The sequence below is a fragment of the Anoxybacillus sp. B2M1 genome, from assembly GCF_001634265.1.
Lineage (GTDB): Bacteria > Bacillota > Bacilli > Bacillales > Anoxybacillaceae > Anoxybacteroides > Anoxybacteroides rupiense.
Genome location: NZ_CP015435.1, coordinates 866263 through 883430, shown reverse-complemented (window position 1 = coordinate 883430; position 17168 = coordinate 866263). Strand labels below are relative to the sequence as shown.

Annotated in this window: 19 protein-coding genes; all 19 read left to right on the top strand. The window is 47.0% G+C overall.

All coding sequences use genetic code 11. From position 1 onward, the window contains the following. Positions 1–7 precede the first annotated feature (7 nt). Entirely contained in the window at positions 8–397 is a 390-nt protein-coding gene (locus tag GFC28_RS04315) for a (2Fe-2S) ferredoxin domain-containing protein (protein WP_044743442.1), read from the top strand. Further along, complete coding sequence (locus GFC28_RS04310; RefSeq protein ID WP_044743443.1) at positions 394–1134, top strand: energy-coupling factor ABC transporter permease; 741 nt, start codon at positions 394–396, stop codon at positions 1132–1134. The genes GFC28_RS04315 and GFC28_RS04310 overlap by 4 nt, the downstream gene beginning before the upstream one ends. A 3-nt stretch (positions 1135–1137) precedes the next feature. Next, positions 1138–1422, top strand: a complete 285-nt coding sequence (locus tag GFC28_RS04305; RefSeq protein WP_044743444.1) for an energy-coupling factor ABC transporter substrate-binding protein — start codon at positions 1138–1140, stop codon at positions 1420–1422. Next, on the top strand, positions 1419–2132 hold the full coding sequence (cbiQ, locus tag GFC28_RS04300) for a cobalt ECF transporter T component CbiQ (protein WP_044743445.1): 714 nt from the start codon (positions 1419–1421) through the stop codon (positions 2130–2132). The genes GFC28_RS04305 and cbiQ overlap by 4 nt, the downstream gene beginning before the upstream one ends. Before the next feature lie 16 nt (positions 2133–2148). Further along, complete coding sequence (locus tag GFC28_RS04295) at positions 2149–2985, top strand: energy-coupling factor ABC transporter ATP-binding protein (RefSeq protein WP_044743446.1); 837 nt, start codon at positions 2149–2151, stop codon at positions 2983–2985. A gap of 259 nt (positions 2986–3244) precedes the next feature. Beyond that, entirely contained in the window at positions 3245–4810 is a 1566-nt protein-coding gene (gene cobJ, locus GFC28_RS04290) for a precorrin-3B C(17)-methyltransferase (protein WP_044743447.1), read from the top strand. A gap of 12 nt (positions 4811–4822) precedes the next feature. After that, positions 4823–5653 carry a sirohydrochlorin chelatase gene (locus GFC28_RS04285; RefSeq protein WP_044743448.1) on the top strand — a complete coding sequence of 277 codons (831 nt, stop codon included), beginning with the start codon at positions 4823–4825 and terminating at the stop codon, positions 5651–5653. Between the two features lie 11 nt (positions 5654–5664). Then, a complete protein-coding gene (gene cobK / locus GFC28_RS04280) occupies positions 5665–6435 on the top strand; it encodes a precorrin-6A reductase (RefSeq protein ID WP_044743449.1) in 771 nt (256 codons plus the stop codon). 18 nt (positions 6436–6453) lie between these two features. Continuing rightward, positions 6454–7101, top strand: a complete 648-nt coding sequence (locus GFC28_RS04275) for a precorrin-8X methylmutase (RefSeq protein ID WP_044743450.1) — start codon at positions 6454–6456, stop codon at positions 7099–7101. Between the two features lie 4 nt (positions 7102–7105). After that, positions 7106–8200 carry a cobalt-precorrin-5B (C(1))-methyltransferase gene (locus GFC28_RS04270; RefSeq protein ID WP_044743451.1) on the top strand — a complete coding sequence of 365 codons (1095 nt, stop codon included), beginning with the start codon at positions 7106–7108 and terminating at the stop codon, positions 8198–8200. Further along, positions 8187–9395, top strand: a complete 1209-nt coding sequence (locus tag GFC28_RS04265) for a bifunctional cobalt-precorrin-7 (C(5))-methyltransferase/cobalt-precorrin-6B (C(15))-methyltransferase (protein ID WP_044743452.1) — start codon at positions 8187–8189, stop codon at positions 9393–9395. The genes GFC28_RS04270 and GFC28_RS04265 overlap by 14 nt, the downstream gene beginning before the upstream one ends. Beyond that, on the top strand, positions 9392–10093 hold the full coding sequence (gene cobI, locus GFC28_RS04260) for a precorrin-2 C(20)-methyltransferase (protein WP_044743453.1): 702 nt from the start codon (positions 9392–9394) through the stop codon (positions 10091–10093). The genes GFC28_RS04265 and cobI overlap by 4 nt, the downstream gene beginning before the upstream one ends. Further along, positions 10090–10860: a precorrin-4 C(11)-methyltransferase gene (gene cobM / locus GFC28_RS04255; protein ID WP_044743454.1), complete on the top strand. Its 771-nt coding sequence runs from the start codon at positions 10090–10092 to the stop codon at positions 10858–10860. The genes cobI and cobM overlap by 4 nt, the downstream gene beginning before the upstream one ends. Before the next feature lies 1 nt (position 10861). Continuing rightward, positions 10862–11959, top strand: a complete 1098-nt coding sequence (locus GFC28_RS04250; RefSeq protein WP_044743455.1) for a cobalt-precorrin 5A hydrolase — start codon at positions 10862–10864, stop codon at positions 11957–11959. Further along, positions 11944–13302 (top strand): cobyrinic acid a,c-diamide synthase CobB, encoded by a 1359-nt coding sequence (locus GFC28_RS04245; protein ID WP_044743456.1) that lies wholly within the window; start codon positions 11944–11946, stop codon positions 13300–13302. The genes GFC28_RS04250 and GFC28_RS04245 overlap by 16 nt, the downstream gene beginning before the upstream one ends. Continuing rightward, entirely contained in the window at positions 13295–14800 is a 1506-nt protein-coding gene (locus GFC28_RS04240; protein ID WP_044743457.1) for a cobyric acid synthase, read from the top strand. Before GFC28_RS04245 ends, GFC28_RS04240 begins: the two co-directional genes overlap by 8 nt. 5 nt (positions 14801–14805) lie before the next feature. Beyond that, the gene (gene cobT, locus GFC28_RS04235) at positions 14806–15843 is read left to right on the top strand and encodes a nicotinate-nucleotide--dimethylbenzimidazole phosphoribosyltransferase (RefSeq protein ID WP_044743458.1); all 1038 of its coding nucleotides are present in this window, start codon (positions 14806–14808) and stop codon (positions 15841–15843) included. Beyond that, positions 15840–16616 carry a uroporphyrinogen-III C-methyltransferase gene (cobA, locus tag GFC28_RS04230; protein WP_044743459.1) on the top strand — a complete coding sequence of 259 codons (777 nt, stop codon included), beginning with the start codon at positions 15840–15842 and terminating at the stop codon, positions 16614–16616. The genes cobT and cobA overlap by 4 nt, the downstream gene beginning before the upstream one ends. Next, positions 16603–17142 (top strand): cob(I)yrinic acid a,c-diamide adenosyltransferase, encoded by a 540-nt coding sequence (gene cobO / locus GFC28_RS04225; RefSeq protein WP_044743460.1) that lies wholly within the window; start codon positions 16603–16605, stop codon positions 17140–17142. The genes cobA and cobO overlap by 14 nt, the downstream gene beginning before the upstream one ends. The last annotated feature ends 26 nt before the right edge of the window (positions 17143–17168 follow it).

Below are 17168 nucleotides of genomic sequence, written 5' to 3'. Positions count from 1 at the left end.
GATCGGTGTGACAACGTGGAATTTAACTGGAGTAAAGCATCACGTATTGATCTGTAACGGCGGCAGCTGCATGCGAAAAGGCGGAGAGGAGGTGACAATCGCCATTCGTGATGAAATTGCGCGGCTGGAATTGGACAGCACTGTACACACAACGAGAACGCGCTGCAATGGCCGCTGTAATGATGCGTGCGTAGTAATCGTGTATCCGCAAGGAGTTTGGTACAAGGGGGTGACGCCGGATAAAGGAAGAGAGCTTGTCCAAACACATTTAAAAGATGGTGATCCTTTAAAAGATATCGTCACCTATCAGTATGGAGAAGATGGATTATCGATGTGCCATCCAACAGCTGCGGTTGGCATTACTAAAAAAGCTAGCATCAAGGAGGAGAGGGTATGAAGCAATGGAAGTTTCTGTTGCTGCTATGTGGCCTTGTTGTTTATTTTACTGTCAATAGCGGCACACCAGCCTATGCTATGCATATTATGGAAGGATTTTTGCCGATGAAATGGGCGCTATTTTGGTGGATTGTTTTTCTGCCGTTTTTCATCGCAGGAGTGCGATCGCTAATGAAGATCACAAAGCGCCATCCTGAATTAAAATTGTTGATTGCGCTTTCAGGAGCTTTTACCTTTGTACTTTCGGCGTTAAAAATCCCATCGGTGACAGGAAGCAGCTCCCATCCGACTGGAGTCGGGCTCGGGGCCGTCTTATTTGGTCCACTAATAATGACGGTGATGGGGAGCATCGTTCTGTTATTCCAGACGTTACTACTGGCGCATGGGGGATTGACGACATTAGGAGCGAACGCGATGTCAATGGCGGTATGCGGTCCGCTAGTAGCATACGGGGTGTATCGTATAGGAAAAAGGTATAACATTTCGCAGCGATTTGTCATTTTTTTAGCCGCTTTTCTTTCTGACTTGGCCACATATGTAGTTACATCATGGCAATTGGCGCTTGCTTTTCCCGATACAACAGGAGGAGTAGTAGCTTCATTTCTTAAATTTGCCGGAATTTTTGCGATTACGCAAATACCGCTCGCGATCACCGAAGGGCTGCTGACTGTTGTTGTGTGGAACTTTTTATCTACTTACAGCAGTCGAGAGCTGAATCAACTTCAGAAAGGAGCCTAGCAGATGAAGCGAAATCTATTGCTTATTGTTCTTGCTTTTGTATTAGCTGCCGCCCCCTTGCTATTGGTTCGCCATTCGGATTTTAGCGGTACAGATGATCAAGCGGAAAAAGCGATTCAAACGATCGTCCCGGATTATAAGCCTTGGTTTGAGACGATCTTTTCACCGCCGGGCGGGGAAGTGGAAACATTGTTATTTTCTTTGCAAGCCGCGCTTGGCGCCGGGGTGATTGGCTATATTATCGGCGTTTATAAAGGTCGAGCCGGTCGAAGAGATGAAGCGGAATGATTCGGCATTTTGACATGATTGCCTATCATAATCGTCTGCGCCGTCTGCGGCCTGAACAAAAGACTTTATTCTCTTTTCTCTTGCTTTTGAACACTATGGTAGGAAGCAGAGGAACGCATCTTTTTATTATTTTCTGGCTAGCCATATGGACGATTGGGTATGCAGGTGTTTCTTGGAAAGTATATGTAAAAACGTTGGGAATGGTCATCCTTTTCCTTTTAATTAGCTGGCCGATTTTGCTTATTTCCCTTGATTCATGGCACATATCCGTGAATCGAGGAAATATTCCGGCAGCAATCGATGTATCGCTGCGCTCCATTGCAGCATGGTCGTGCTTATTTTTCCTTTTAGTAACAACGCCGTTTCCAGAGTTGCTCTATGTATTAAAAAAACTGAAAATACCATCCGTTATGATTGAATTACTATTTTTTATGTATCGATTTGTCTTTGTGTTGGAGCAGGCGGCGGAGGAATTATATACAGCGATGAAAGCCCGCAACGGCGGCAGTCATTGGCGGCATGGCGCCATGCTTATTTTTCAGCTTTGGCAAAAAATATGGGACGCTTACCATGCTTTATTGCTCGCATTACGGGCGCGCGGGTTTTCCGATGAGCTTGTCTATATTCAAAACGAAACGTGTGGTGTATGGAGCAAGCGCTATATTGTAGAGGCGATTGCCGGAATGGGGGTACTCATATGGATGCGATGATCGAGAGGAAAAAAAGATGTTGAGATTAGAAGAGGTGTATTACCAATATCCTCATGGCCAAGAAGTGCTGAAGGGAGTGTCTCTTCAGATTTTCACAGGGAAAAAATATGCGCTTATTGGCCATAATGGCTGTGGGAAAACGACGTTATTTTTGCATATGAACGGGCTGTTGCGCCCCAGTCGCGGATGCATCTATTGGAAAGAGCAAAAAATGGATGACCGGCGCCAAACGATTCAACAATGGCGCCGAGAGGTAGGCATTGTTTTTCAAAATCCAGAACATCAGCTTTTGGCTCCTGTTGTGAGAGATGAATTAGCCTTTGGCTTGCATCAGCTGGGGCTACATGAAGCAGAAATCAATCAGGAAATCGACAGAACGGTTCGTGAATTTGGCCTGCAATCATGGATGGATAAGCCTGTCCACCATTTAAGTCTCGGCCAAAAAAAATGGCTGACTCTTGCTTCGGTGATGGCCATGAGGCCGCATTTGCTAGTGTTAGATGAACCGACAGCCTATTTGGATCTCTTACAAACAGAGCGATTGGTAGAAAAAATCAATGATATTTATCAAGCAGGAACAACGGTATTCATTGCGACTCACGATTTTGACTTTGTTTTGAAATGGGCTGACATCGTTTTTGTGATGCATGAAGGGCAAATTGTGATGCACGGGGAGCCTCAAGAGCTGTTTGCGCGGCCGAGCATACTGCAAGAATACCGTCTCGGCATTCCGCTGCTTGCTTCCGTTTGGAACGCCCTTTTTCCCGAAGACGCAAAAATCCCTCGCGATATTTGCGAGCTGAAGCAACGATTAGGCGAAAAAGCAGAATGGTACGCGAACGCGCTTTTTTAAGATTCTTAAATGCTTTAAATCAGACTAAATCATAAACGGTTAGCCAGTTTGCTAGGTTCCCAGCCTTCTAGAGTGATAGAGGCATCATTTTATAGTTTTGATGGCCGAATTCTTGAGCCGCCAGCCGCTGTCAAGCATTGATGATCAACCTTTGAAAGCGGTGCTATCTGGTCTTTTGTTGACATGATCTCGGCCGTCCGCCTTGTTAAATCTTCATGGCTAAAGGAGAAGGCTGAATCATAAAGAGAGAGGTGAAACAATGCAAGGAAAATTATTGGTCATCGGATTTGGGCCGGGCAGTGCCGACCACATGACGAAACGGGCACGACAAGCGATTGAAGAAAGTGATATTGTGATTGGCTATAAGACTTACATCGAGCTTGTGGCGGATTTAATAGGAGAAAAACCGATGATCAGCACAGGTATGACAGAAGAGGTGAGCCGGGCGCAGGAAGCGGTGAAATGGGCGGAACAGGGCAAGAAAGTAGCGGTCATTTCAAGCGGCGATGCGGGTGTGTATGGCATGGCGGGACTTGTATATGAGGTATTAATTGAGAAGGGATGGACAAAAGAAAGCGGAGTAGAAGTCGAAATCATTCCGGGAGTTTCTGCCATCCATTCCTGTGCAGCGCTATTAGGGGCCCCGATTATGCACGATGCTTGTACCATTAGCTTAAGCGATCACTTGACGCCGTGGGCGGTGATTGAGAAACGGATTGAAGCAGCGGCGATGGCCGATTTTGTCATTGCTCTTTATAACCCAAAAAGCGGAAGGAGAACGAGGCAAATTGTCGAAGCTCAGCGCATTTTGCTGCGCTACCGTTCTCCACAAACCCCTGTTGGTCTAGTGAAAAGCGCATACCGCACCCGGCAGAATGTGGTTATGACAGATCTAGAACATATGCTGGAACATGATATTGGTATGCTAACGACTGTCATTATTGGCAATTCATCGACATTTGTGCATGATGGGCTGATGATTACGCCGCGCGGATATCAGCGGAAATATAGCTTGGATAAGCTGGAGCAGCGGTTAAAACCGCACGAACGGCTGCGCAAGGAGGCCGAGCCGTGGGCGCTCGATCAAACAGAAGAAACAGAGAGTGTGCGCAAAACAGCGGAAGAAGCCCTGCAAAAAGTGGCCATTCGTCAATACGAACAAGCGAGAGCAATCGAGGAGATTTTTGAACTGGCAGTAAGTCCGGGAGTCGCGAATAAGGCCTTTACGCCACAGCAAATGCTGCTGATTGCGGAAATGGTCGAGAACCGTGGCAAGATGATGTATACACCGGATCATTATTTAAAGCTGGAAATGTTGACAGACCGTCCTGATGATATGGTTCGAAAATTGAAGGAAGCAGGTCTTGTTGTCATGCCGATTGGCAACGTATTAACCGTTAAAGCATGCGATTTTTGCGATGGTGAGAAAAAAGAGGGGATTCCATACGCTGAACAGCTGCACGAAAAGCTGGGAGGAATGGCGCTGCCAAAAGAGCTAAAGCTGGGAATTAACGGCTGTGGAATGGCGTGCTACGGAGCGGTAAGAGAAGATATTGGCATTGTCTACCGCAAAGGCGCGTTTGATTTATTTTTAGGTGGAAAAACGATTGGGAGAAATGCCCATCCTGGGCAGCTTGTGGCAGAAGGGATACCGCCTGAGCAAATCGTTCCTGTCGTCATGCAAATTATTCAAGAATATAAGGAGCACGGGCATCCTAATGAAAGATTCCATAAATTTTTCCAAAGAGTAAAAAAAGCAGGAGGTTTTGTTTACCAAGAACCTCGCACCAATCAAAAAATCGAAGTTTCGGCGTGTGGAGAATAGGGGGAGAAAAGAGTGAAGGCGATTTTATTTGTAGGGCACGGAAGCCGGGATCCGGAAGGGAACGAACAAGTCATCCAATTTGTGGAGCGTTTGCGTCCACAAGTGGATGCTCGCTATCATATGGAAACATGTTTTTTAGAGTTTGGCTTGCCGACGATGTTGGAGGGAATGAAGCGCTGTGTTGAAGAAGGAGCAGATGAAGTGATCGTCATTCCGATTATTTTGCTTGCGGCTGGCCATTCCAAGCTACATGTTCCAGCTGCAATCGATGAAGCGAAACAGCAATATCCGCATGTCACCTTTATATATGGTAGACCGATTGGCATTCATGAGCAAACATTGACTATTTTAAAAGAAAGATTGCAAGAAATTGGTGAAAATGTGGAAGCTCCTGATCCTGATACCGCTATTTTGCTGCTTGGACGTGGGGGCAGCGATCCTGATGCCAATAGCGATTTATATAAAATCGCACGGCTGTTTTGGGAACGAACGAACTACTCGCTCGTTGAGCCGGCGTTTATGGGGGTCACAGCTCCGCTTTTAGAGGAAGGGGTGGAACGCTGTATAAAACTTGGTGCGAAAAAGGTTGTTATTTTGCCGTATTTTCTATTTACCGGCGTTCTTATCAAAAGGCTTGAAGCCAAAGTTTCCGAGTTTAGCGGTCGTTATCCGCAAATACAGTTTGCTTTAGCTGGGTATTTCGGGTTTCACCCAAAGCTGCAAACGATTGTGCTTGATCGCTTAGAGGAAGCCCTTGGACAAACGGTGAAGATGAATTGCGATTTATGCCAATATCGCTTGCATATGGCCGATCACCATCATCACCACCACCATCATCATTAAGGAGAGATGCTATGATTATTGTTTTAGCAGGTACAAGCGATGCGCGGGAATTGGCGCTTGAAATTCAGCAAGCGGGCTATCGTGTGATGGCGACTGTCGTCACAGAGCACGCAGCCGAGCAATTGGAAAGCGCGGGGATTTCAGTTCACCTCGGCCGTTTGACAGCCGCTCAATTGACGGAGCTCGTTTATACAAAAAAAGCTCAAGCCATTGTTGATGCCAGTCATCCATTTGCTGAAGAAGCTTCGAAAAATGCAATAAAAGCGGCTCAGGATGCTAACGTTCCCTATATTCGTTATGAACGAAAATCTGTTCCGTTGGCGTATGAACGTGTCACATTCGTTGATACCTATGAGGAAGCCGCTCATTTAGCAGCAATAAAAAAAGGGGTTATTATGCTGACGACTGGGAGCAAAACGCTGCCTATCTTTGCGGACAAGCTGCTTGGTTTGCCGGATGTGCGTGTGATTGCTCGCATGCTTCCGCGCAAGGATAATATGGAAAAGTGCGAAATGCTGCAATTTCCTCAAGAAAATATTGTAGCGATGCAAGGACCGTTTACGAAAGAATTAGATCTCGCGCTTTTCAAACATTTTGGCGTCACACTTTTGATTACAAAGGAAAGCGGCAAAGTGGGATTTGTCGATGAAAAAATCTCCGCTGCTGAAGAAATGGGAATTGAAACGATTGTCATTCGCAGACCATCGATTCAGTATGGCACGGTCTATTCCGAATTTTCCGACGTCCTTGCTGCGCTGAAGGAAACCTTACCACGATTATAAATGAAAGGAGTTTTGCCAATGGACTTTCGTACAGAATTTCGTCCTGTGACGATTCAACCGCAGCAAATTGAAGAACGCAGTTTTCAAATTATTGATGAAGAGATGGGAGAGCACTCTTTTACGGAACAGCAATATCCAATTGTTCAACGTGTTATTCATGCATCAGCTGATTTTGAATTAGGAAAAAGCCTGCTGTTTCATCCGCATGCGATCAGCGCAGGGATTCAAGCGATTCGTGCAGGGAAAAAAGTAGTCGCTGACGTTCAAATGGTGCAAGTGGGCGTGAATAAAGCAAGAATTGAAAAATATGGCGGAAGTGTGCATGTCTACATTTCTGATCCTGATGTGATAGAGGAAGCGAAGCGATTGAACACGACAAGAGCGATCGTTGCTATGCGGAAAGCGGTCAAAGAAGCCGATGGGGGCATTTTTGCGATTGGAAATGCACCAACGGCATTGCTTGAACTGATTCGGCTCATTAAAGAAGGAGAAGCGCGGCCGGGATTAGTAATTGGCTTGCCCGTCGGATTCGTATCGGCTGCCGAGTCGAAAGAGGAGCTTGCAAAGTTAGATGTTCCATTTATTACGAATATCGGACGAAAAGGAGGCAGCACAGTCACGGTAGCGGCGCTGAATGCACTTTCGATTTTAGCTGAGCGAGGGTAAGAAGATGGAAGAAACAAAATTGCGTGAAGGATATACGACAGGCGCTTGTGCCACTGCGGCGACCAAAGCAGCACTGACCGCTCTCATTACCGGCATTCCGCAAACGGAGACGACGATCTATTTGCCTGTAGGGCGATGGGTCACTTTTGCAGTGCAACGGTGCGAAATGGTTGGCAATAGGGCAACAGCCGTTGTCATCAAGGATGGAGGAGATGATCCGGATGCGACGCATGGAGCGGAAATTGTTTCAACCGTTTCTTGGATTGAAGATCATCGAATTGAATTAGATGGAGGAGAAGGGGTAGGACGGGTAACGAAGCCGGGGTTGCCCGTCTCTGTCGGAGAGGCAGCTATCAATCCGGTGCCGCGCAAAATGATTATCGAGACCGCGCGAGATGTCCTTCAGCAATACGGAAGGCTTGGCGGTATACGGATCGTGATTTCTGTTCCAAAAGGAGAAGAAATCGCGAAAAAAACGTTAAATGCCCGGCTTGGCATTATCGGCGGCATTTCCATTTTAGGAACGCGCGGCATCGTTGTCCCTTTTTCGACATCCGCTTATCGAGCCAGTATTGTTCGGGCGATTGAAGTAGCCAAAGCGACGGGTTGTCGCCATGTCGTTATAACGACAGGCGGAAGAAGCGAAAAGTATGCGATGAAGCAATATTCTCATCTGCCAGAGGAAGCGTTTATTGAGATGGGGGATTTCGTTGGATTTACGCTTAAGCAATGTAAAAGGCAAGGAATCAAAACGGTATCGATGGTTGGAATGATGGGGAAGTTTTCGAAAATTGCTCAAGGAGTCATGATGGTCCATTCAAAAAGCGCTCCTGTTGATTTTCATTTCTTAGCATCGATTGCTCAAGCGTCGGGGGCTTCTCCTGAACTTGTTCGTTCCATTCAGGAAGCCAATACCGCCTCACAAGTCGGCGATCTAATGTATGAAGCAGGACACATGTCATTTTTTGAAAAAATATGTGAGCATTGCTGCGCTTCTGCTTTAAGAGAAGTTGGTGGCGGTCTTGTGGTGGAAACCTCTCTTTATACGATGAGCGGACAATTTTTAGGAAAGGCGGTGCAAGCGGATGCAGCCGATTAAACTGATCGGTATTGGCGCAGACGGAAAACAAAGTCTGCCGTCCTTGTATGCACAATGGATCGAAAATAGTGAACGATTGGTCGGGGGAGAACGCCATCTATCGTTTTTTCCCGATTACCGTGGGGAAAAGCTGGTGATCAAAAACGGTCTCTCTGCTCTTGTCGAACGGCTGCGCACGGAAGAAAAGCGCACCGTGATTTTAGCATCGGGCGATCCGCTTTTTTATGGGATCGGTAGCTACTTATCTCGCAAGCTTCCAATTGAAGTGTATCCAGCTGTCAGCTCGCTACAGTGGGCATTTGCGAAGATGGGAGAGAGCTGGCAGGATGCATATGTTGTCAGCGTGCATGGTCGGAGCATGAAAGGACTGGCGCAACGAATTGACGGGCGCGATAAAGTCGCGATTTTAACGGATGCAGAGCATTCACCGAACGAGATTGCTAGCTACCTGCTTTCATATGGAATGACAGAATATCGCGCATTTGTAGGGGAAAATCTCGGCAGCGATGAGGAGCGGTGCCGCTTTTTTGAATTGGAAGAGATGGCACAAACCGAATTTCATCCTTTAAATATTGTTATTTTGCAAAAAAAAGAAGCCGGACCTATTTGGCCTTTTGGAATCGATGATGAAGCCTTTTTGCAGCGCAAGCCAGAAAAAGGGCTAATTACAAAAAAAGAGATTCGGATTTTAAGCGTTAGTGCCCTTCAGCTGCGGGAAACGAGCGTTGTTTGGGATATTGGAACCTGCACGGGCTCTGTAGCGATTGAAGCGGCGAAAATCGCACGCGAGGGAGCGATATTTGCGATTGAAAAAAATGAATATGATATCGATATTTGCCAGCAGAATATGCGGAAATTCCGCACGGATTTCACCCTTGTTCACGGCCGTGCGCCGGATCATCTCAATGAATTTCCCGATCCCGATGCGATTTTTATCGGCGGTACATCTGGGGAAATGGATCGGCTGCTTGATGTTTGCTGCGAGAGGCTTAAGCCAAACGGACGTATCGTGATCAACGCGGTGACGATCGAAACATTGCACGAAGCGGCGGAAGGGCTAAAACAGCGGGGATTTCAGGCTGATATCACATTGGCGCAATTATCAAGAAGCAAACCGATTTTGCAGCTGACCCGCTTTGATGCTCTAAACCCTATTTATATTATTTCTGCTTATAGGAAGGAAGAAGAACAATGATCGGAATGCTGTACGGTGTCGGGGTGGGCCCGGGAGATCCAGAGCTATTGACAGTCAAGGCGTTTCGCTGTTTAAAAGAAGCGGATGTGATCGCCTATCCGAAAAAACAGCGCGGCAGTAAAAGCTATGCTCAGCAAATTATTGAAGCTTATTTTTCCCCAAGCGAAAAAGAAATGCTTGGTCTCGTGTTTCCCATGACAAAGGATCCCGCCGTTTTACGGGAAAAATGGAAGGAAACAGTTCAGATTGTGTGGGAGCATCTTGCTGCTGGAAAAAATGTTGCGTTTGTCACTGAAGGCGATCCATTTTTATATAGCACATTTATTCATTTTATGAGAACGATGCAAACGAACTATCCGGATGTGCGTATCGAAGTGATCCCGGGCATCTCATCTGTCAATGCGGCTGCCGCCCGTTTGCAGCTGCCTTTGGCTGATGGCGATGAGCATGTCGCCATTATTCCAGCACGCGATGATTATGAGGAGATGAAAAAAGCGATTGAAACGCACGATTGTGTCGTATTTATTAAAGTCGCCAAAGTCATTCCTATGATGCTGCGGCTGTTGCGGGAGCTTGATTTAGCACAAAAAGCCGCAGTGGTGACAAAGGTGACATCAAACGAAGAAGTGATTTGGGATATTGAGCAGCTCGAAGGAGTAGAGCTCGAATACTTAACGTTAATGGTGGTGAAAAAATGAAGCTGTATATTGTCGGTGCCGGACCCGGCGATCCAGAGCTGATTACCGTGAAAGGGCAAAAGCTGCTCCAAGAAGCGGATGCGATTTTTTATACAGATTCGCTTGTGAATGATGCCTTACTTAAGCAAGCTAAACCGGAAGCGGAAATCTTCCACACAGCAGGCATGTACTTAGAACAGATCGTTCAGCTGATGGTGGAGCGCGTCAAAAGCGGCAAAAAAGTGGTGCGCCTCCATACCGGCGATCCGTCGATCTATGGAGCAACGCTTGAACAAATGGTTCAATTAAAAAAAGAAGCGATTGGCGTTGAAATCGTTCCTGGTGTCAGCTCTGTATTTGCAGCAGCGGCTGCTGCTCATGCTGAACTTACCGTTCCCGATTTAACCCAGACCGTGATTTTAACGCGCGCAGAAGGACGCACCCCTGTTCCTGAGAAGGAAAAGCTGGAGGAATTAGCGAAACATCATTGTACGCTAGCGTTATTTTTAAGCGCCACGTTGACGAAAAAGGTAACGAAAGCGCTGCTTGAGGCGGGATGGAGCGAGGAAACGCCAATCGTTGTAGTGTACAAAGCGACATGGCCAGATCAAAAAATGGTCCGTTCAACAGTCGGAACATTAGATGAAGATATGCGTGCCAACGGCATTCGCAAGCACGCGCTGATCTTGGCAGGATGGGCGCTTGATTCGGCAATAGCTGAGCGTTCGTACCGCTCAAAGCTCTATGATCGGACGTTTACGCATGGATATAGGCAGGGGGAGAAATAGCATGTACGCTGTTGTTGCGATTACGAAGCATGGGGTGACTATCGCGCGCCAAATCGGCGAACAGCTGCCAGGCGCCCGTGTATATTACGCGAGCAAATTTGCCAGAGGCGATGAAGAGGAGAAAGGCATTCATTTATTTGAAGGAAATGTGCGTCTCTTGCTTCCCTCACTGTTTGTTACATACCGTGGGTTGATTCTCATTATTTCGCTTGGCGCGGTTGTGCGGATGATTGCTCCGCTATTAAAGGATAAAAAAACAGATCCGGCCGTTGTTGTCATTGATGATAAAGGGGAGCATGTCATAAGCGTATTATCTGGCCATCTTGGCGGGGCGAACGAATTAACTCGTGAGGTAGCTCAACTTTTGCATGCCCATCCCGTTATCACAACCGCTTCCGATGTTCAAAAAACAATCGCTGTAGATTTATTCGGCCGCTCATTCGGCTGGGTATGGGAGTCGGACGACAAGCTGACCCCTGTGAGCGCTGCGGTGGTGAATGAGCAGCATGTTGCCATTATTCAAGAATCAGGCGAACGGAATTGGTGGCGATATGATGCGCCTTTACCGTCTAATATTCGCGTCTATGCTTCGATTGCAGATGCACTTGCTGCTAAGCCGGATGCGGCCCTTGTTGTTACGCATCGGCTGCTTGCCAAAAATGAAGAAGCGATTTTACAGAATGGCGTGCTATATCGTCCAAAGGTTCTTGTTCTTGGCGTTGGCTGCAATCGTGGCACATCTGCCGAGGAGATTGAAGCGGTCATTATGGAAACGCTCAAGGAGCTGCAATTTTCCTGGAAGAGCGTGAAAACGATTTGTACAATTGATTTGAAAAAGGACGAAGAAGGGCTCCTCAAGATTGTGCAAAAATACGGTTGGGAGTTTATTTGTTATTCTCCCGCACAGCTTAATCAAGTGGAGATCGAACAACCTTCGGAAACGGTCTTTCGTTATACGGGAGCGTATGGTGTCAGCGAGCCGGCAGCAAAATTGTACAGCGGTGCTGATACGCTTGCACTTGTGAAGAAAAAATTAGGCAATGTAACGATTTCCGTTGCTTTGCTTCAGGAGGAGAAAAGGCAATGCGCAGAATGGTGATCGCCGGAACGGGAAGCGGTGTCGGCAAAACAACCATTACTATTGGCGTGATGGCAGCGCTAAAAAAGAAAGGATATACGGTTCAGGGATTTAAGTGCGGTCCTGATTATATTGATCCGACCTATCATGCCGCTGTTACCGGCCGTCCATCCCGCAACTTAGACAGCTGGATGGGCGGAGAGGACATTGTGAAAGCGGTCTGCCAAAAAGGGGCGGAAGGGGCAGACATTGCCGTGATTGAAGGTGTCATGGGCTTCTTTGATGGCAAACAAGCGACTTCGATAGAAGGGTCGACGGCCGAAATCAGCTTATTGACAAAAAGCCCGGTGTTGTTAGTGGTGGATTGTTCAGGGATGGCACGCAGTGCAGCTGCTGTTGTCCGCGGCTTTCAGCTGTTGGATGAGCGCGTGCATATTGCTGGAGTCATTGCGAATCGCGTGGGCAGCGAAGGGCATTTTCGATTAGTCAAGGCCGCGATTGAACAAGAATGCGGCATTCCGGTCATTGGATATTTGCAAAAACAAGACGATTTACATATTCCTGAACGGCATTTGGGACTCGTACCATCTATTGAACGCGGCGAGCTTGACCATTTTTTTGCAAAGCTTGGCGAGCGAATCGCCCAAACGATTGATCTTGATCGGCTGTTGCAATTAGCTCAAGCTCCCGAATTAGAAGGGAAGCCTTCTTTTTTATCCAGTGATGCTGTCTTTCCTGTGCGGATCGCGGTTGCGAAGGATGCTGCCTTTCATTTCTATTATCCAGAAAATCTTGAGATGCTGGAAGCATATGGCGCGAAGCTTATGTTTTTTTCACCGCTGGCTGGAGAAACGGTTCCAGATGATGCAGACGGTTTGTATATCGGCGGGGGATTTCCGGAAGAATTTGCCGAACAGCTATCCAAACAAGAGCATGTGAAGCAATCAGTAAAGCAGGCCATTGAACGAGGAATTCCTACCCTTGCAGAGTGCGGAGGATTTATGTTTTTGACAGAAGGAATTGAAACGACAGATCGCACGTTTTATGAGATGGTCGGTGTCATTCCGGGGAGAGTGCGCATGCAGGAGAAGTTAACCGCTCTTGGTTATCGTGAAGTAACAGGAGATCATTTTTTGCTTCCGAAAGGGACGGCAGCCCGAGGTCATGAATTTCATTATTCTACTTTTACGCGTTTGGCAGAAAGCGATTTTGCTTATGAAGCAAAAGGATTGCGCGGAGTGAAGAAGGATGGCTATATGTGTGGAAATCTTGTCGCTGGCTATATTCATCTGTATTTTCCATCATGTCCTGATATGGTAAAGCGTTGGCTTCAACAATGCGAAAGGATGAAGCATCATGCCTAAAGCGCTGCCGATTATGTTTCAAGGAACGCATTCCGATGCAGGCAAAAGCATCATTACCACTGCTTTTTGCCGGATTTTTGCCCAGGAAGGATGGAAAACAGCTCCATTTAAATCGCAAAATATGTCGCTCAATTCATATGTCACGATTGACGGGAAAGAAATTGGCCGCGCACAAGGAGTGCAGGCAGAAGCAGCGGGAATTGTGGCAACTACAGATATGAATCCCATCTTAATTAAGCCGAGCCGGGAAAATGAGTCGCAGATCGTGGTCCACGGAAAGCCGTATGCAAACATGAAAGCAAGTGCATATCGAAACGAATTTTTTGCGATGGGGCTGCAAGTTGTTGAGCGCTCATTGCGGAAGTTGATGGCCGAATATGATCGAATCGTCATCGAAGGAGCTGGAAGTCCGGCTGAAATTAATTTAAACGATCGTGAGCTTGTCAATATGCGTATTGCTCGCATGGCGAATGCTCCTGTCATTTTGATTGGCGATATTGAGCGGGGCGGCGTGTTTGCAAGTTTAGTAGGAACGTTGCAGCTTTTAGAAGAAGCCGACCGCAAACGAGTGATCGGCGTGATCATTAATAAATTTCGCGGTGATGTGGCGCTTTTGCAGCCCGGATTGGATTGGTTTGAAGCCTATACAAATGTGCCGGTGCTCGGCGTCATTCCGTACATGCCGGATTTACCTATTGATGCAGAAGATTCTGTTAAGCTGGCGGAGTTTTCTAGATACAAAAATGCTCAAAAAGAGATTGATATTGTCGTTGTTCAATATCCCCGTATCTCGAATTTTACCGATATCGATCCATTTTTCAGCGAGCCGGATTGTCATGTTCGTTTTGCTACAAAAGCAAGAGAAATTGGTCAGCCGGATCTATTGATTTTGCCGGGAAGCAAAAATACGATGGAGGATTTGCTATATATAAAAGAAAGGGGCATCGCAGACGAAATCAATCGTCTTTATGAACAAGGAAATACCGTCATCATTGGAATTTGCGGCGGCTATCAAATGCTTGGCCGGCATATTCGCGATCCATTCGGCGTGGAGACAACCGTGAAGCAGCTGAAAGGACTATGCTTTCTTCCGATCGATACGACCTTGAAGAAAGAAAAAACAACCGTGCTTTCAGAGGGGGTGTTGATGCTTGGCAATGAGCGCTTCCAAGTACGCGGATATGAAATTCATATGGGACATTCAACACCTTGTGACGGATATCTTCCGCTGATTGCTACGGGAGCTCATACAGACGGATGCAAGACAGAGGATGAACGGGTATGGGGGACTTATTTTCATGATATTTTCCATAACGATTCCGTTCGCGCTCATTTATTAAATCATATCCGGCATAGCAAGGGGCTTCCGCCTTTATATGACCGTCCTTCGTATCGAGCGATGCGCGAGCAGGCCTTTGATCGATTAGCAGATTGTGTCAAGCGCCATATCCGAATCGAGACAATTGAACAAAAAATGAAGGAGTTTCAAAGGAGGTAGTCCCATTGTTTGATATTCCAGCATTAGATGAACAAGCAGGACAAAAGGTAGAAGCCCATGTCAACCAGCTTACCAAACCGCTTGGCAGCCTTGGACGTTTAGAGCAGCTTGTCATTGAGCTTGCCAAAATGACAGGGTCTTATGTTCCGCAGGTGACCCCGCCTGGTGTGCTTCTGTTTGCTGCCGACCACGGAGTAGCCAAAACAGGTGTTTCTGCATTTCCGCAAGAAGTAACGGCGCAAATGGTGCTGAATTTTGTGCGCGGTGGGGCGGCGATCAATGCATTTAGCCAACAAATTGGCGCATTATTTGCTGTCGTGGATGTGGGGGTAGCATCCGATATTCCGGGAGAAGGGGTTATTCGACAAAAGGTGAAATATGGAACGAATCATTTTTGCGAAAAAGAAGCGATGACGCAGGAAGAGGCAAAGCAAGCTTTATTGGTCGGTTATCAGCAAGCTAATGAGATGATTGAACAAGGGATTCGCTGTTTGATCGTCGGGGAAATGGGAATTGCCAATACAACCGTTGCCAGTGCGATTTTAGCGGCATTAAGCGGCCAAAAAGCCGAACAGCTCGTTGGAAAAGGAACGGGTATTTCCGATGATAGGATCGCCCATAAAACGAAAGTCATCGAACAGGCATTGCGGCTTCATCGCCCGGATCCTTCTCAGCCGCTTGAGCTGCTAGCGAAGATTGGCGGCCTCGAAATAGCGGCAATGGCTGGCGCGATGCTATGCGCGGCGGAAAAGCGTATTCCGATTTTACTTGATGGTTTTATTTGTACAACTGCTGCTCTTCTAGCTAAATTGTTTCATCCCTATGCAGCCGACTATATGATTGCAGGGCATCGCTCGCAAGAACCGGGCCATCGTGTGGCATTAACGTTGTTAGGAAAAGAGCCGCTCCTTGATTTAAGCATGCGGCTTGGCGAAGGGAGCGGGGCGGCAGTGGCCTTTCCGTTGCTGCAATTTGCTGTGAATATGTTGAATATGACGACATTTGCAGAAGCGAGTGTATCGCAAGGTGGTGAGCAAACATGAGCAAAGGAAAAGTATATTTAGTAGGAGCGGGACCAGGCGATCCGAAGCTGATGACCGTTTATGGATTGGAATGTATTCAAAAAGCCGATGTCATTATTTATGATCGTCTCGTTAATCAAGATTTGCTCCAATATGCGAAAAACGAGGCGCAATTGATATATGCCGGAAAAGAGCCGGGAAAGCATGACAACATTCAAGAGCAAATTCACCAATGGCTTGTGGAGAAAGCGCTGCAAGGCAAAATGGTGGTCCGCCTAAAAGGAGGCGATCCATTTGTATTTGGACGAGGCGGGGAAGAAGCGGAGGTGCTAGTAAAGCACGGCATCCCGTTTGAAGTAATTCCCGGAATTACCGCAGGCATTGCCGCTGCTGCTTATGCAGGCATTCCGGTCACGTATCGTCATCTGGCGACTTCATTTACCATTGTGACTGGACATGTCCGCAGCAAGCATGGAGCCGATTCCTTAAATTGGAGAGCGTTAGCGGATGGGAGCGACACGATCGCGTTTTACATGGGGATCGGAAATTTGCCTTATATTTGCCAGCAGCTGATCCAACATGGAAAGGATCCTGAAACGAAAGTCGCTATTATTGAATGGGGCACGACGATGCGGCAGCGCACGGTTGTTGGCACGCTACAAAATATTGCTGAAAAAGCGGAAGGAGCGGGCATTTCTCATCCAGCGATCATTCTTGTCGGAGAAGTGGTAAAGTTGCGGGAAACCATTCAATGGTTTCCTGAATTAGAAGGTGAGATCGTTGACACAAAATAAAGGAAGACTGATTGTGTATACGGGTGATGGAAAAGGAAAAACGACGGCCGCTCTTGGACTGGCGCTGCGAGCGGCGGGAAGAGGGAAAAAAGTAGCCATCATCCAATTTATTAAATCGCCTGAGCGGACATATGGAGAGCATATAATGCTGAAAAAATTAGGGATTGAGATACATGCGATGGGAGCTGGATTCACATGGACGAAAACACCAGAAGAGCATCGTCGAGCATTAGCTGAAGCATGGCGGTTTGCCAAGGAAAAAATCATGTCGGGAAGCTATGATCTGATGATTTTAGATGAACTCAATAATGCGCTGGCGATTCAGCGTTTTCCTATTGATGATATTCTTTCCTTGGACGAGGTAGTCGAGCTGATGAAAATGCGCCCCTCCCATCTTCATCTGGTGGTTACGGGGCGCTCAGCCGCAAAGGAATTAATAGCTCTAGCCGATATTGTAACGAACATGCAAGCGGTGAAGCATGATTATCATGAAGGGATTTCCGCTGTTAAGGGAATCGAGTTTTAACCTAATCCGCCGCGCGTCTCTCACCC

Coding starts and splice junctions, on each gene's coding strand:
- GFC28_RS04310 (WP_044743443.1), top strand. CDS start 394: ATGAAGCAATGGAAGTTTCTGTTGCTGCTATGTGGCCTTGTTGTTTAT.
- GFC28_RS04305 (WP_044743444.1), top strand. CDS start 1,138: ATGAAGCGAAATCTATTGCTTATTGTTCTTGCTTTTGTATTAGCTGCC.
- cbiQ (WP_044743445.1), top strand. CDS start 1,419: ATGATTCGGCATTTTGACATGATTGCCTATCATAATCGTCTGCGCCGT.
- GFC28_RS04295 (WP_044743446.1), top strand. CDS start 2,149: ATGTTGAGATTAGAAGAGGTGTATTACCAATATCCTCATGGCCAAGAA.
- cobJ (WP_044743447.1), top strand. CDS start 3,245: ATGCAAGGAAAATTATTGGTCATCGGATTTGGGCCGGGCAGTGCCGAC.
- cobK (WP_044743449.1), top strand. CDS start 5,665: ATGATTATTGTTTTAGCAGGTACAAGCGATGCGCGGGAATTGGCGCTT.
- GFC28_RS04275 (WP_044743450.1), top strand. CDS start 6,454: ATGGACTTTCGTACAGAATTTCGTCCTGTGACGATTCAACCGCAGCAA.
- GFC28_RS04270 (WP_044743451.1), top strand. CDS start 7,106: ATGGAAGAAACAAAATTGCGTGAAGGATATACGACAGGCGCTTGTGCC.
- GFC28_RS04265 (WP_044743452.1), top strand. CDS start 8,187: ATGCAGCCGATTAAACTGATCGGTATTGGCGCAGACGGAAAACAAAGT.
- cobI (WP_044743453.1), top strand. CDS start 9,392: ATGATCGGAATGCTGTACGGTGTCGGGGTGGGCCCGGGAGATCCAGAG.
- cobM (WP_044743454.1), top strand. CDS start 10,090: ATGAAGCTGTATATTGTCGGTGCCGGACCCGGCGATCCAGAGCTGATT.
- GFC28_RS04250 (WP_044743455.1), top strand. CDS start 10,862: ATGTACGCTGTTGTTGCGATTACGAAGCATGGGGTGACTATCGCGCGC.
- GFC28_RS04245 (WP_044743456.1), top strand. CDS start 11,944: ATGCGCAGAATGGTGATCGCCGGAACGGGAAGCGGTGTCGGCAAAACA.
- GFC28_RS04240 (WP_044743457.1), top strand. CDS start 13,295: ATGCCTAAAGCGCTGCCGATTATGTTTCAAGGAACGCATTCCGATGCA.
- cobA (WP_044743459.1), top strand. CDS start 15,840: ATGAGCAAAGGAAAAGTATATTTAGTAGGAGCGGGACCAGGCGATCCG.